Raw genomic sequence first — 15,003 nt, forward strand, 5'->3', positions numbered from 1 at the left:
GGTAACCCGGCAGGACGCCGGGTTAGCCGCGTTGGGCCATGGATGGCCCGTCGCGGCGGCCCACGGATTCAAGCCGGAGTGAGGGCATGCCGAGCCTAGGCGAGGCACCGAGTGGTGGGGCAAAGACTTTTTGGTTACTTTTGGGGCGTTTGCCAAAAGTGACCCGCTGTAAGAGCGGAACCCTAAGCGGCCGTGACCGCAGCAACGGATATGCACCCAACCCAACCCACCCAACCTGGTCGGCCCAGAGGCCGCCACGCCTAAACCGCCCGCGACATATGCTCACTGATACGCGACCGCAGCCACCGCTCCGCCGGGTCATTATCATGCACCCCACTCCAAACCATCGACAACTCCGCCGCCTCAATCTCAAACGGCGGATCCTGCGCCCGTAACACCGTCCCCTCAGTCAACGCACAGGCCGCATAATCCGGCACCGTCGCAATAATCCGCGTGCCCGCCAACAACGCCCGCAACCCACTGAATTGCGGCACCGCCAACACCACCCGGCGCGCCCGGCCGATCCGCGCCAGGTCCAGGTCGATATTGCCGCTCAAATCCCCCGAAAACGAAACCATCGCATGCGGCCGCTCGCAGTAATCATCCAGGGTCAGCGGCGCTTCCCCGTCATCCCCACGCAGCACCTTGCATGGAATATCCCGTAGCTTCTTGCGCTTGGCATTCGCCGGCAATTCCGTGGTGTAACTCACCCCCACCGAAATCTCCCCGCTGGCCAACAACGCCGACATCAGCAGGTAGTTGGCCCGACGCACCACCACGATAATCCCAGGCGCCTCCTCACGCAGTTGACTGAGCAGCGGCGGAAACAACCCGAACTCCGCATCATCCGACAAACCAATACGAAACACCGCGCAGCTGGTGGAAGGGTCAAAATCCTTGGCACGGCTGACCGCGCCGGAAATGGTGTCCATGGCCGGTTGCAACTCCTTGAGTATCGCCAGCGCCCGTGGCGTGGGCTCCATGCCCCGCCCATTGCGCAGCAGCAACGGGTCGTCGAACAAATCCCGCAAGCGCCCAAGCGCCGCACTCACCGCCGGCTGGCCCATAAAGAGCTTCTCGGCAACCCGGGTCAGGTTCTTCTCGAACATCAATGCTTCGAAAATCACCAGCAGGTTCATGTCGACGCGGCGCAAGTCATTGCGGTTCATGGCGGCTTCCAAACGGTTTCCAGGCCGCCAGATAAGCAGATACCGCCATGCGGCGATTGCACGCCTGTGCTGTCTTTTCCGCGCCCTGACCTGGCGAAATTAACAACGATTAACTCGTCAGCCAGACGGTCCGGCGCCAAAAATGAAGCGGTCTACACTGGATCCATTCACCGGGAACGCTCCCATCGACTACGGATATTTGTCATGGCCCGACTTGAGTACTGTGCTCCGCGCTTCTCCGCGACCGGCGGCCTATGCCCCCGACGCGAGCGCATTGCCAAACAACTGATCCTTGCCAACCTCGGCGAAAGCCTGGCAATTGCCGACCTGGCGCAGGCTTGCGCGCTGTCGCGCAGCCACTTCTCCCGCGCCTTCAAGTGCACCACCGGGCTGTCGCCGCAGGAGTGGATTCGCCAACAGCGTATCCAGCGAGCCAAGGAACTGATCACCGGCTCTTCCTTGAGCCTCACGCAAATCAGCCTGGAATGCGGGTTTTGCGACCAGGCGCACTTCTGCCACATGTTCACGCGCAGCGAAGGCGTCAACCCGATGACCTGGCGAAACCACCACTTACGTCACAAGCCGCAAGTGATTGCGGCCTAGTGGTCTGTACGCACCTGGAATATGCTGGCCGAACCCTTTTTTCCGAGCATGGGCCACCATGAGTGACCTCAGCGACCAGGCCGTGCATTTCGGCCCCTACTGCATCCACCCGCGCCAACGCCTGGTGCTGGAGGCCGGTCGCCCGTTGCGCCTGGGACGGCGTGCGGTGGAGATTTTGCTGATCCTGCTGGAGCAGGCCGGCAATGTGGTGAGCAAGCAGGAATTGATCGCGCGGGTCTGGCCGAAAACGGTGGTGGAAGACGGCAACCTGCGGGTGCACATGGCGGCGTTGCGCAAGGCACTCGGCGATGGCCAGGCCGGGCAGCGCTACATCGTCACCGTGGCCCAGCGCGGCTACAGTTTTGTTGCGCCACTGAGCATCGAACCGATGACGATTCCTGCCGACGGCCTGCCCCACAGCCAGGGCCATAACCTGCCACTGCGGCGCACGCGCATGATCGGTCGCCAGGCGCTGATTGATGCATTGGTGCAGCAACTGCCGCAGCAACGCTTTATCACCCTGACCGGCGCAGGCGGCATCGGCAAGACCACCGTGGCGCTGCGCGTGGCCGAATTGCTGATCGGGCATTACCGCGACGGCATTCGCCTGCTGGACCTGGCACCGCTGAGCGCGCCGTCGATGATCCTGCCCAACCTCGCCGCGCTGCTCGACCTCACGCCCCAAGCGCATGCGCCGCTGCTGACCTTCGCCCGCAGCCTGCACGCGCGTCAGCTGTTGCTGGTGATCGACAATTGCGAACACCTGCTCGACGACATCGCCCTGATCAGCGAAACCCTGCTGCGCCACGCGCCCCACGTGCACATCCTGGCCACCAGCCGCGAAGCGCTGCGGGCCGAGGGCGAATACGTGCAGCGCCTCGAGCCGCTGGCCTGCCCGCCTGCCACCGGCAACCGTGCCCAGGCCCTCGGCTACCCGGCGTTGCAGTTGCTGATCGAACGCGCCATGTCCCATCAAGACCGTTTTGAACTCAGCGAAGCGCAACTGCCGCTGGCCATTGATATCTGCCAGCGCCTGGACGGCATTCCCCTGGCGATCGAGTTGGTGGCGGCGCAGATCCAGCGCTTCGGCCTGCCGGGGCTGCTGGTGCAGATGGAAGACAACTTTCGCCTGCTGGTGCGTGGCCGACGCAGCGCCCTGCCCCGTCAGCAAACTCTGCGCGCCACGCTGGACTGGAGTTTCGAGCTGCTGACGGCCTGCGAGCAGATTTGCCTGCGGCGCCTGGCCGTGTTTCGTGGCGGGTTCAGCCTGGCCAGCGCAGCGGCGGTGATCGCCGGGGAGCGGATCGCGCCAAACGAGGTGCTGGGCTCGATCACCCAGTTGGTGGCCAAGTCGCTGCTCAACGTCGAGGCTGGCGATGACGACGTGGTCTATCGCTTGCTCGACATCACCCGCACCTACGCGCTGGAAAAACTCAGCGTGGCCGCGGAGCTTGAGGCCACCCGCGAGCGCCACGCGGCACGCTGCCTGGCGCTGATGGAACAGGCCCGGGAGGACTGGGAACTGATCGCGACCCAGGCGTGGATCAGCCGCTATGCCCCGCTGCGCGAAGACATCCGCGCCGCCCTCGATTGGTGCCTGGGCGAGATGGGGGCGCACCTGCTGGGTATTCGCCTCACGGTCAGTGCGATGCCGTTGTGGCAGGAACTGTCGCTGCTGCACGAGCACGGGCTGTACGTGGGCAAGGCCCTGGCGCGGCTGGCGCAGTCAACCGCGCCGAGCCAACGCCTGCAGATGGAATTGCAGCTGGCGCTGGGCAGTTTCTCCTACCACGCCCAGGGCAGCACGCCACAGACCATTCAAGCCTTTGCCGGCGCGCTGCGCCTGGCACAAGCGAGCAACGACCTCACCGGCCAGCTACGGGCGGTGTCGGGCCATATGGCGGTGAATTTGTGCAGCGGCAACTACCGTGAGGCGTTGGCACAGAGCCTGCACTTCGATCAGCTCGGTCCACAATCCGAGCCATTGCTGGACCTCAGCGCCCAGCGCCTGCGGGTGTTGGCGCAGCACTTTGCCGGCAACCAGGCACTGGCGCTGCACAACGCCGAACAAGTGATCCAGCGCATGGCCCACAGCGGCCATCTCAATCGGTTCACCCATGGCTTTGGCGTGCAGTACGACCAGAGTGTGGCGTCGTTGACAATGCTTGCGCGCACCCTGTGGCTACGGGGTTTTGCAGAGCGTGCCTGGCGCACCGCCAACCAGGCGCTGGAGCTGGCGCTGCAGATCAACCACGGCACCTCGATCTGCTACACGCTGGCCCTGGCCGGCGTGGTGATCGCCCGCTACAACGGCGATACCGCCGCGGCACGCTCGTTGCTCGACCTGTTGCTGCAACAGGCACAAAAACACTCGGTGCAGCTGTTTCATACCTGGGCGCAGCACTACGCGGGCACGGCGCCGCAGGCGGGTTTGCAAGGGCTGGGCCTGGTCCGGGACACGCTGGTGACGTTCAACGCCATCGACGTAGATGATGAAGTGTTTGAACGCGCCAGAAGTGGCGCGGCCGGTTGGTGCAGCGCCGAGATTCTGCGCGTGCGAGCCGAGTCGTTACCCGACCTTCACGCGCGCGAAACGCTGCTGCTGGAGGCGCTGGCCCTGGCGCATCAGCAAGGCGCGCTGGCCTGGGAGTTACGCAGCGCAACGTCGCTGGCAAGCCTATGGCAGAGCCAAGGACGGCGGCAGGCGGCGCGCGACCTGTTGAACGCCCTCTACACGCAATTCAACGAAGGCTTTGCCACCCACGACCTAGTCTGTGTACGCCGCCTGCTCGACGAGTTGCAGGACAAACGGCCGGCCTGAACTGCAGCCCAGGTAATGCCCATACCCCTTTTGCAACTGCGCGACTTGCGCCGGGTCGCGCAGTAGCGCCAGGGCGTAGCTGCGCACGCTGTTGAGCAGCCGGTAACGCGCAGGGCCGGGGCCCGGTTCCACCGCCAGCATCGAGGTGGCCGCCAGACGCGACAGCAGGTAGGACAGGTCGGCGTGTTCCAGCTCGGTGCCTGCCACCAGCTCGCTCAAGCGCGGCAAAGTCACGGCCATTTTGAACAGCGCCAACTGCAGGAACAGCCAACGCTGCGGCAGGCTCAGGCGCTGATACGACCAGTCCAGAGCCGCGATCAGGGATTGGTGCCGTTCCACCGCCGTGCGCCTGCCGCGCGTCAACACCTGCAAGCCTTGTTGCAACTGCTCGTGCACACCCCGTATGCCCAGGGCATCGACCTGGGCCGCCGCCAGTTCCAGGGCCAGGGGAATACCGTCGAGCCGCCGGCAGATGTCGCGCAGTGGCGCCAAATCCTGGGCACGCAGCACAAAGCCCTGCTGACCGGCACGCAACCGTGCGACAAATAACTGAACCGCCGCAGCGGCCATCGCCTGTTCGACACCGCGCCAGGCCGAGGGCATCGGCAGCGCCAGCCTGGGCACGTGTTGCACCCATTCGCCGGGCACCTGCAAGGCTTCACGACTGGTCAACACCACCGTCACCTGCGGCGCGTGTGCCTGCAACGTGCGCACCAGGTGGCGGCAGGCGCCGAGCAACACATCGGCGCCGTCGAGTACCAGTAACAGCTGGCGCAGCGCCAACTGCTCGGCCAGTGCGTTGGCGCTGCCACAGGGTTGCAGGTTCAGCGTTGCGGCCAGATGAGGCAGCATGTGGGTCGGCCCCTGCACCGCTGCCAGATCCACCCAGCACACGCCGTCGCGATAACGCGGCAACACGCGTTCAGCCAGGGCCAGGGCCACGGTGCTCTTGCCCACGCCGGCGCAGCCGGTGAGCATGATCAGGCGTTGGCTGTACAAGCGCCGCACCAATGTGCCCAACAGCTCATCACGGCCCAGCACCGGGCTGAGTCGCACGGCCAGATTGTGCCAGGGCAGCGCCGATGCGACGCTGGACGGCGCAACACAGCAGTAGCCACGCAAGGGTTCATTGAGGATATAGCGCTGCCCGTCCAGCGCACGGCGCAGGGCCGCGATGTGCACGCGCAGGTTGTTCTCTTCCACCACGCTGCGCGGCCAGACCCGCGCAATCAGCGTGTCTTTGCGCACAAATTGCCCAGGCGTCTCCAGCAGTACCGCGAGGATATCCAGCGCACGCCCACCCAGCGGCACCGGCAGGCCTGCCTTGCTGACCAGGCGCTGTTGGCGGTGAAAGGTGTAGGGGCCAAAGCTGACTGCGTGTGGGTTGTGCATGCGGGTCAAAGCGCTGGAACACCCGGCCTTGGGCGTTTGCGCATCCTTTTCCATGGGCCTGTGGCTATCTTGCCAGCTCGCCATGACAGGACAATGCTGGCACGGGGAGCGCCACGGCCAATCAGGTGCGCGAAACAGACATCCTGTCGTTAACTGAACTGTTGTCGGTATTGCGTAGGGTTCAGGCCGAGCTTTTCACTGAACAGAAAACGCATATGCCGCACGCTGCCAAACCCTGCGCGAAACGCCACGGTCTTGAGTGGCAGGTCGGTAGTTTCCAGCAACTGCCGGGCGCGGTCGATGCGCGCGCCTTGCAGGAACGCCATGGGCGTCATCTGCACCTCCTTGGCAAACAGCCGCGTGAAGTGCCGCGCGCTCATGCCCGCCAACGCGGCCATTGAGTCGATGGTAAAGGGCTGGTCCAACTGCGCCAGCACCTGGTTCTGCACACGGGTGATCGCCGTTTCCAACGGCGCCACAGCCGCCGTCATCGGGCTGAACTGGGCCTGGCCGCCCTGGCGTTTCATCACCACCAGCAACACCTTGGCCACGTCCACCGCCACTTGTTTGCCATGGTCCTGGGCGACGACCGACAGCGCCAGGTCGATACCGGCGGTCACCCCGCCGGAGGTGATCAAGCGGCCATCCTGCAAATAGATACGATCGGTCTCGACGATAGCCTTGGGGAAGCCCTTGATCAGGCGTTCGGTGTAATGCCAGTGGGTGGTCACGCGGTGGCCGTCGAGCAGTCCGGCATGCCCCAGCACAAAGGCACCGGTGCAGATCGAGCCAAAGCGTCGCGCCCTGGGTGCGGCGGCCTTGAGCCAGGGCAACAGCGCAGGATGGCACTCGTTATAGGCACCGGGGCCGCCCGGCACCAGCAACAGGTCATAGGCGTCGTGAGCCTGCGCCAATAACAGGTCGGGTTGCACCTGCACACCATTGGAGGCGCGCAGCAGCCCAGGTTCGGTGCCAATGGTCAGGATCTGATAGTGAGCGTTCGCCGGCAGGTAGCGATTGGCGATGGAAAACACTTCGAGTGGACCGGCCATATCGAGCAGCAAAAAGTCCGGAAACAGCGCCATGGCCACGGTTTTCATGCAGAGAAAGTCCATCGAGAAGGAAGTCGAGGCGACATTATGGCATGCCTTTTACTGTCAACTTGATAGAGACAGTTATTCAGGTTTCAGCTTCTTAATGAATCCCACGCTAACCATTAACCTTCTTCTCAACGCAAGAGCCCTGCATGACGCAGCCCGCTCTCACTTGAGGACAAGACCATGCTGACCCTTCGCAAAGCTTCGGACCGCGGCGCCGCCAATCACGGTTGGTTGAAGTCGTTTCACACCTTCTCGTTCGCCAACTACTGGAACCCGGCCGAGCAGGGTTTTTCTGACCTGCTGGTAATCAACGATGACCGCGTCGCCGCCGGCAAAGGCTTCGGCCAGCACCCGCACCGCGACATGGAGATTTTCTCCTACGTGCTCGAAGGCGCCCTGGAACACAAGGACACCCTGGGCACCGGCTCGGTGATTCGCCCTGGCGATGTGCAGTTGATGAGCGCCGGCAGCGGCGTGGCGCACAGTGAGTTCAACCATAGCCAACGCCAGGGCGTGCACTTCCTGCAGATCTGGATCGTGCCGAATGTGGTCGGCGCCGAGCCGCGCTATCAACAGGAACACTTCAGCGAGGCGCAGAAACGTGGGCGCTTGCAATTGATCATCTCGCCGGAAGGTGCCGAGGGTTCGCTGAATGTGCGCCAGGATGCGCGGGTGTATGCCGGGCTGTTCGACGGCGACGAAGCCGCGACGCTGGACGTGCCGCCGGATCGCCATGTGTACATCCATGTGGCCCGCGGCAGCGTTGAAGTCAACGGCCAGCGCTTGCAGGAAGGCGACGGTGCCCGCGTGCGGGATGAACGGCAGATCAACCTGAGCCACGGCGAGGATGCCGAGGTGCTGGTGTTCGACCTGCGCCCTCAGGAACGGCCGCAGATGCCTTGACCGTCACCGCGATGACCCGCCCCAAAACGGGTCATCGCTGGCATCGATAGTCACCATCAGCTCAATGAAGTTCTCTTAAAAAAACCAACGCGTAACATCAAACCCATGCCAAACGGCACCCAACTAGAACACTCGGAGCACACCACCATGAAACGCCAACTCTTGCTTAGCCTCGCTTTTTCGGTACTCGCTGCAAACGCTTTTGCTCACCCGGTTGTCGCTGAAGGTGGCGCGGATCGCCTGCAAGGTAACTCCGTAGCCGAAGGCGGTTCTGACCGTCTGCTGGACCGTCGTGTTGCTGAAGGCGGTGCGGATCGCTTGCAGCAACGCGGCCTGGCTGAAGGCGGTGCGGATCGTCTGCAGGAACGTGGCCTGGCTGAAGGCGGTGCGGATCGCTTGCAGGAACGTGGTCTGGCTGAAGGCGGCGCGGATCGTCTGCAGGAACGTGGCCTGGCTGAAGGCGGTGCGGATCGCCTGCAGGAACGTGGCCTGGCTGAAGGCGGTGCGGATCGTCTGCAAGGGCACAACGCGTAACCCCGCACTGTTCGCGGGGCACCCCAAACCGGCCTGATCAGCCGGTTTTTTTTCGCCTGCGGTTAATGCAGGTCGCGGTCCACCCACAGTACCGCCTTGCCGATCTGCTGCCGCGCCTCGATACGTGCATGGACCTGCTGCACCGTCTCCAGGTTGTAATGCCCTTCGATGTCCACTGTCAGCGTCCCTTCCAACATTGCCGCGAACACGGCGTTGGCACGCCGTTGCACAGTCGCGCCATCGGCCATGTGGTCAGCCAGCCGTGGGCGCGTCAGGAACAACGAGCCCGCCTCCCCCAATTCCATCGGGTCCAGGTCTGTCAGCGAGCCCGAGACATTGCCGTAGTTGACGATCAAACCGCGCGTGCGACAGGCGCGAAAACTCTCACGCAAGGTGTTTTTGCCGACGCAATCAAACACCACATCCACCCCTCGCCCGCCCGTGGCTTGCCGTACCTGATCGGCAAATCGGTCATAGGTCCAGGCTCGATGGGCGCCCTGCTGCAAGGCAATCGCACATTTCTCGACGGTACTGGCGGTGGTCAATACCGTTGCCCCCAACCGACGCGCCATCTGCACCAGCAATTGGCCGATGCTGCCGGACGCGGCATGAACCAGGCAGGTACTGCCCGCCTGCAAACGGGCCACATCGTCAATCAGGTAGTGCGCGGTGCAGCCCTGAAACATCGCCGCAGCGGCCTGATCGAAGCTGATTGCGTTCGGGATCTGCGCAATTTTCTCGACAGGCACATTCGCATACTCGGCATACGCGCCCCAGGCGATGCACCAGGCCACGCGGTCGCCCACAGCCAGGTGGCTGACGCCCGGACCGACTTCAATCACCACGCCGGCGCCTTCCATGCCCAAGGTGCACGGCAGGCGCACCGGGTACGTCGAAGAGTGTGCGTATTTGCCCTGGCGGGTATGAATGTCCATGAAATTGATCCCGGCGCAGGCCACCTTGACCATCACATGCCCCGGTGTGGCCTGGGGTTTTTCAACGTCGTGGCGCAATTGGGCAACTTCGGGACCGCCGTAAGCTTGCAGGGTGATGGCTTTCATCGGGGAACAACTCCGTGTGCACTGGGAAGCGGCCATGGTAAAAGGGCACGCTCGGTAGGAATATTCCCCAACACCTCCCAGCCTCTGTGCGGAAATAACCCGATGTTCGATTGGCAGGATCTGTATTACTTCACCGTTCTGGCCCGCACCCAGTCGCTGTCGGCGGCCGCTCGCGAGTTGCAGCTGGAACACGCCACCGTCGGGCGACGCGTCGATGCGCTGGAAAAAGCCCTCGGCGTTAAACTGGTAGACCGCTTGCCACGCAGCCGGCCACTCACGGCTCAAGGCCTGGCGCTGGCCGAGCTGGCCGCGGGCATGGGCGAGATGGCCACCGACGTGCTGCGCCTGTCGCGGGTAGCCTCCATCGAACTGGCCGGGACTGTGCGGGTCAGCTGCCCGCCGTCCATCGCCAACCACTGCCTTGCGCCTCACATAGCGCGGTTGCGGGCCCAGTACCCGCAGCTGAATCTGGTGCTGATACCGTCCACTCAACTGGCTGCGCTCGACAAGGGCGAGGCCGATATCGCGCTGCGCACGGTGCGCCCCGACGAAGAGGCGCTGGTGCGCCGCAAGGTCGGCGTGGTGCGCTTCGGTCTTTATGGCGCGCCCGGGTTCACGCAGCTGCCTGCCGCCCAATGGACCTTCATCGCCTACGACAGCAGCCGTGATCACTTGCCGCAACAGGCATGGCTGCACCAACTGCGCGGCCAACGCCCGATCGTGTTTGCGGCCAGCGAGTTGATCACTCAACAGATGGCCGCACGCGCGCACGTCGGCGCAGTGGTGTTGCCAACATTGGTGGGCGACCACGATCCGCTGCTGGCCAGGTTGCCGACGCCCGGCGACGGGCCGGTCCGTGATATCTGGCTGACGGTGTACCCGGACATGCGTCGCTCGCCGTCGGTAAAGGTGGTGATGGAGTTTCTGGTGGCATGCATCGAAGGTGAAGCGCAGCTGCGGCGCTGAATCAGCCCGCGGTGGCGAGGAATTTCTTGCGATACGCCGCCGGGAGCATCCCCACGCGCTGCTGGAACAGGCGGCGAAACGAATTGCTGTCTTCATACCCTACCGCGTAGGTGATGCTTTCGAGGGTCATGCGCGTTGACTCCAGCATCTGCTTGGCGCGCTCCAGGCGCAGGGTTTGCACATAGGCGATAGGCGTATACCCCGTCGCTTCCTTGAACCGACGCTTGAAATTACGCACCCCGAAACCGAAGCGCCGGGCCACGTCATCGATGACCAACGGCTGGGCAAACTGTTGCTCCAGCCAATGTTGCACCCGCAGGACCTCGCCGTCGCCGTGGCTTTTGGGTAACGACCACATGGCGTACACCGACTGTTCGGTGCGCACGTTGTCGATCAACAGGTACTTGCCGCAGGTATGCGCCAGCTCCGGTGAACCGAAACGGCGGATCAGGTGCAACATCAGGTCCATCGCGGCACTGGCGCCACCGCAGGTGATCACGCGGTTTTCTTCGCAGAGGATCTGCGTGTCATCCAGCACCACGCCTGCGTAACGGCGCCGGAAAAACTCGGCAAACGCCCAGTGGGTGGTGGCGCGCAGGCCCTGCAACATGCCGGTCTCGGCCAGCAGAAACGCCGCCGTGCACATCGACGCCAGCACTGCCCCTTGGGCGTGCTGTTGGCGCAACCAGGGCCCGTAGGCGGGAAAGCTCGGCAAGGCCTCTTTAAGGGTAAAAAGGAAGCCGGGGATCAGAATCAGGTCGGTTTGAAGAACCTCGGCAGCCGAGCACATCACCTGTAAACGCTGCCCGCCCCAGGCGTCCACGGCCTGGCCATCCAGGGACGCGACGACGATCTCGAATGGCGCGCGCTCGGCAAACAGGTTGGCTGCGCTGAGCATCTCCAGCGCCAGGGTGGCGCTGGCGGCGGAGCATTGATCGGCCAGGAGTAAAGTGATGTGCATAAAGGAACCTGTTTGCGCTTTTCGCATGTAATAAGTCATTTGCGCACCTACCTTAGCCGATTACTCGCCCGTACAGTGCTGCCACTGATCAACTGTCTGGCGCGTTTATGAATCTCTGGTTTCGATTGCTGTACATGCTGTCCCGTCGCCCCTGGCGCAAACCGGCCCATGGTCTGGAGACCACTGTGGTGCGCATGCGCGTGTGGCCCCTGGACCTGGATTTGAACCGGCATGTCACCAATGGCCGGTATTTCTCCCTGGCCGATGTGGCGCGGATGGATTTTGTACTGCGTACCGGCGCATTTCGCGTGGCCTTGCGCAACAAGGCGCTGCCGATCGTGGGCGATACCTGGGGCAAGTTTCGCCGCGAACTGAAGTTGTTCGAAGTCTTCGAGGTGCACACCCGAATGCTCGGCTGGGACCACAAGTGGAGCCTGATGGAGCACCGTTTCGTCAGCAAGGGTCGGGTGGTGGGCGTGGTGGTGATGCGCGGGCTGTTTCGCTCAGCCAAAGGCACCCTGCCCCCTGCAGATGTTGTGCGGGAGCTGGGGTTGGCCGAGCAATCGCCGCCGATGCCGCAGTGGCTGAGCGACTGGGCGAGCAGTTGTGATGACATGAGTGTGCAGTTACGTGAAGCAGAGCAGATTTAACCTCACAGCGCCGGCGCGTACTGCCCATCACTGACCTGCTCCAGCCAATCCACCACCTTGCCATCCAGTACTTCGGCAATCGCGATATGGGTCATTGCAGTAGTCGGCGTGGCGCCATGCCAATGCTTGACGCCGGGGGCGATCCACACGGTGTCGCCGGGGCGGATGGCACGCACCGGCTGGCCCCATTCCTGCACCAGCCCGGCACCGGCGGTGACGATCAACGTCTGTCCCAAAGGATGGGTATGCCAGGCGGTGCGTGCGCCCGGTTCGAAGGTCACCGTGGCGCCACTGACACGCGCGGCGTCGGTGCCTTTGAAGGGTGCGTCGACGCGCACGGTGCCGGTGAACCAGTCGGCCGGGCCTTGGGCTGAAGGTTGCGAGCCATTCGGGGTGATGGTGAGCATTGGGGTCTCCTGTGCGCGGGTTTCTTGGGCAAGCAATGACAGCGACAGCGCTGCGGCGGCGAGGGTTTTCATAGGCCGGTCATCTTTTCCAGGGCTTCGGGATAGCGCTCGCCCTCCACCTGAATGCTGGACGCGGCCACGTCCAGGTCCTGAAGCTCTTGTGCACTCAGTTGCAGTTGCACCGCCCCCAGGTTTTCGCTCAGACGCGCGGCTTTGGTGGTGCCCGGAATCGGCACAATCCACGGCTTTTGCGCCAACAACCAGGCCAGGGCGATCTGTGATGGCGTGGCATTTTTGCGCTGCCCGACCTCACGCAACAACGCCACCAGCGCCTGGTTGGCCTTTAGGGCTTGCGGGGTAAAACGTGGCAGGCTGCTGCGAAAATCACTGCTGTCAAACGTGCTTTGGCTGTCGAATTTGCCGGTCAGAAACCCTTTGCCCAGTGGGCTGTAAGGCACCAGGCCAATCCCCAGCTCTTCGAGCAATGGCAGGATTTCGGTTTCAGGCTTGCGCCACCACAGCGAATATTCACTTTGCAGGGCCGTCACCGGCTGCACCGAGTGAGCCCGGCGAATGGTCGCCGCGCCCGCCTCCGACAGCCCGAAATGCTTGACCTTGCCTTCCTGGATCAAGTCCTTCACGGCACCGGCCACGTCTTCGATGGGCACGTTGGGGTCCACCCGATGTTGGTAGAACAGGTCGATCACATCGGTTTTAAGGCGTTTGAGCGAGGCTTCCGCTACGAGGCGAATATGCTCGGGGCGGCTGTTGAGGCCCGCCCCTTTCCCGTTGCTGGAGGGGTCGAGCGCGAAACCGAATTTGGTCGCGATCACCACCTGATCGCGCAACGGTGCGAGCGCTTCGCCCAGCAACGCCTCGTTGGTGAACGGGCCGTAGACTTCGGCTGTATCGAAGAAGGTCACGCCTTGCTCCACCGCACCGCGCAGCAGCGCGATCATCTGCGGGGCGCCGTAGCCGAAACTCATGCCCATGCAGCCCAGGCCCAGGGCCGAGACTTCAAGCGAGCTGTTGCCGAGTGTGCGTTTGAGCATGCGGGTTCACCTGTTTAACGGCTGAATTCAAGGGTTGGTTCAATCTAACAGCACGCCATTGAGATAATTAGTCGCTAGAATCTGAATATACTTATGAGAGTGGCTCACTAATGCTCAGGGAAAATGCCAATGACCTGCTCGCCTTTCTGGCTGTGGCGCGTGCGCGCAGCTTTACCAAGGCGGCGGCCAAACTTGGGGTCTCACAGTCGGCGCTGAGCCATACGATCCGGGCGCTCGAAGCCCGTCTGGGGCTGCGCTTGCTCACGCGCACCACGCGCAGCGTGTCGCCCACACAAGCAGGCCAGCACCTGATCGACACTGTCGGGCCGCACTTCGATGAAATCCAGATTGGTCTGGAAGGCCTGAGTCATTTACGCGACACGCCTTCCGGCACGATTCGCATCAACGCCATGGACCATGCGCTGGAGCACATCCTCTGGCCGGTGCTCAAACCGTTTCTGGCGCAATACCCCGACATCGCCGTCGAAGTCTGCTGCGACTACGGCTTTGTCGACATCGCCGCCCAGGGTTTCGACGCCGGGGTGCGCCTGGGCGAAGATGTGGCCGACGGCATGATCGCCACCCGCATCGGGCCGGACATGCGCATGCGCGTCGTGGGTTCGCCGGCGTACTTTGCCAACCGACCACGGCCGACGACGCCGCGCGACCTCACGGGCCACGCATGCAACAACCTGCGCCTGCCTACCAATGGCGGCTTGTATGCATGGGAGTTTCGCAAAGCCTCGGAAAGCCTGAATGTGCGCGTGTCCGGCCAGGTGACTTTCAATGGTGTGTACCAGTTGCTCAAGGCGGCCGTGGATGGCTTTGGGCTGAGCTACATTGCGCAGGACCTGGTGGCGCCGTATTTGGCGGACGGTCGCTTGATCGCGGTGTTGGATGACTGGTGCGCACCGTTTGCCGGCTTTCACCTGTACTACCCGAGCCGGCGCCAGGCCTCGCCGGCGTTTGCGTTGCTGGTGGAAGCGCTGCGTTATCGCGGCTGAAGCATTGCGATCAGGCACCGGCCGATGCTTCAAACACGACTGCCATCCGGGGCACGCGTTGCGCAGTCCTGTGGATGGGGTGTTTGCTCGGGTGTTGGGGGGATCGGAGGGAGGGGGAATATCCGTTATTGGGTGATGGCTGGGATGGGTTCCGCCCTTACGGCGGGTCACTTTGGAAAAGCCCCAAAGTAACCAAAGGGCTCTTGCCCCACCACTCGGCACCTCGCTTGGGCTCGGTGTGCCCTCACGCAGACTTGAATCCGTGGGCCGCCGTGACGGGCCATCCATGGCCCAACACGGCTAACCCGGCGTCCTGCCGGGTTACCCACGGATTCAAGCCTGCGTTCGGCCAGCGTGGTTTAACGGGGCGCCTAAGATCA

The 15,003-nt window shown here is 63.3% G+C and carries 14 protein-coding genes; 7 read left to right on the top strand and 7 right to left on the bottom strand.

From position 1 onward, the window contains the following. Nucleotides 1–260: 260 nt before the first annotated feature. Nucleotides 261–1,169, bottom strand: coding sequence for a LysR family transcriptional regulator (locus tag AC19YS_RS31665; protein ID WP_106580719.1), 909 nt, complete (start codon nucleotides 1,167–1,169; stop codon nucleotides 261–263). Between the two features lie 204 nt (nucleotides 1,170–1,373). Between AC19YS_RS31665 and AC19YS_RS31670 the strand changes: the two genes are divergently transcribed. Next, nucleotides 1,374–1,772 (top strand): helix-turn-helix domain-containing protein, encoded by a 399-nt coding sequence (locus AC19YS_RS31670; protein WP_106580720.1) that lies wholly within the window; start codon nucleotides 1,374–1,376, stop codon nucleotides 1,770–1,772. 58 nt (nucleotides 1,773–1,830) lie between these two features. Next, nucleotides 1,831–4,593, top strand: a complete 2,763-nt coding sequence (locus tag AC19YS_RS31675; protein ID WP_500603512.1) for an ATP-binding protein — start codon at nucleotides 1,831–1,833, stop codon at nucleotides 4,591–4,593. Here AC19YS_RS31675 and AC19YS_RS31680 read toward each other — a convergent pair. Continuing rightward, nucleotides 4,540–6,039 (bottom strand): ATP-binding protein, encoded by a 1,500-nt coding sequence (locus AC19YS_RS31680; protein WP_500603513.1) that lies wholly within the window; start codon nucleotides 6,037–6,039, stop codon nucleotides 4,540–4,542. The two genes, AC19YS_RS31675 and AC19YS_RS31680, sit on opposite strands and share 54 nt — an antisense overlap. Before the next feature lie 95 nt (nucleotides 6,040–6,134). Then, a complete protein-coding gene (locus AC19YS_RS31685) occupies nucleotides 6,135–7,085 on the bottom strand; it encodes a GlxA family transcriptional regulator (RefSeq protein WP_106580723.1) in 951 nt (316 codons plus the stop codon). A gap of 180 nt (nucleotides 7,086–7,265) precedes the next feature. On the opposite strand from AC19YS_RS31685, the gene AC19YS_RS31690 reads away from it, so the two are divergent. Together AC19YS_RS31690 and AC19YS_RS31695 are read left to right on the top strand one after the other, a co-directional pair. Beyond that, a complete protein-coding gene (locus AC19YS_RS31690; RefSeq protein WP_106580724.1) occupies nucleotides 7,266–7,988 on the top strand; it encodes a pirin family protein in 723 nt (240 codons plus the stop codon). A gap of 147 nt (nucleotides 7,989–8,135) precedes the next feature. Next, nucleotides 8,136–8,522 carry a hypothetical protein gene (locus tag AC19YS_RS31695; RefSeq protein ID WP_500603514.1) on the top strand — a complete coding sequence of 129 codons (387 nt, stop codon included), beginning with the start codon at nucleotides 8,136–8,138 and terminating at the stop codon, nucleotides 8,520–8,522. 62 nt (nucleotides 8,523–8,584) lie between these two features. Here the strand turns inward: AC19YS_RS31695 and AC19YS_RS31700 are convergent, their stop codons facing one another. Continuing rightward, a complete protein-coding gene (locus AC19YS_RS31700) occupies nucleotides 8,585–9,583 on the bottom strand; it encodes a quinone oxidoreductase family protein (RefSeq protein ID WP_500603515.1) in 999 nt (332 codons plus the stop codon). A gap of 102 nt (nucleotides 9,584–9,685) precedes the next feature. Between AC19YS_RS31700 and AC19YS_RS31705 the strand changes: the two genes are divergently transcribed. Further along, nucleotides 9,686–10,549: a LysR family transcriptional regulator gene (locus tag AC19YS_RS31705; RefSeq protein ID WP_500603516.1), complete on the top strand. Its 864-nt coding sequence runs from the start codon at nucleotides 9,686–9,688 to the stop codon at nucleotides 10,547–10,549. A 1-nt stretch (nucleotide 10,550) separates the two neighbouring features. On the opposite strand, the gene AC19YS_RS31710 is transcribed toward AC19YS_RS31705, so the two are convergent. Then, nucleotides 10,551–11,510, bottom strand: a complete 960-nt coding sequence (locus AC19YS_RS31710) for a GlxA family transcriptional regulator (protein WP_500603517.1) — start codon at nucleotides 11,508–11,510, stop codon at nucleotides 10,551–10,553. 107 nt (nucleotides 11,511–11,617) lie between these two features. Between AC19YS_RS31710 and AC19YS_RS31715 the strand changes: the two genes are divergently transcribed. Then, a complete protein-coding gene (locus AC19YS_RS31715) occupies nucleotides 11,618–12,160 on the top strand; it encodes an acyl-CoA thioesterase (RefSeq protein ID WP_500603518.1) in 543 nt (180 codons plus the stop codon). A gap of 2 nt (nucleotides 12,161–12,162) precedes the next feature. Here the strand turns inward: AC19YS_RS31715 and AC19YS_RS31720 are convergent, their stop codons facing one another. Continuing rightward, nucleotides 12,163–12,639 carry a (R)-mandelonitrile lyase gene (locus AC19YS_RS31720; protein WP_106580729.1) on the bottom strand — a complete coding sequence of 159 codons (477 nt, stop codon included), beginning with the start codon at nucleotides 12,637–12,639 and terminating at the stop codon, nucleotides 12,163–12,165. Beyond that, entirely contained in the window at nucleotides 12,636–13,619 is a 984-nt protein-coding gene (locus tag AC19YS_RS31725; protein WP_500603519.1) for an aldo/keto reductase, read from the bottom strand. Before AC19YS_RS31725 ends, AC19YS_RS31720 begins: the two co-directional genes overlap by 4 nt. 110 nt (nucleotides 13,620–13,729) lie before the next feature. Here AC19YS_RS31725 and AC19YS_RS31730 point away from each other — a divergent pair, with 110 nt between their 5' ends. Then, nucleotides 13,730–14,623, top strand: coding sequence for a LysR family transcriptional regulator (locus AC19YS_RS31730; RefSeq protein WP_124417061.1), 894 nt, complete (start codon nucleotides 13,730–13,732; stop codon nucleotides 14,621–14,623). Nucleotides 14,624–15,003 lie beyond the last annotated feature (380 nt).

It is taken from the genome of Pseudomonas sp. MF08831 (assembly GCF_059862645.1).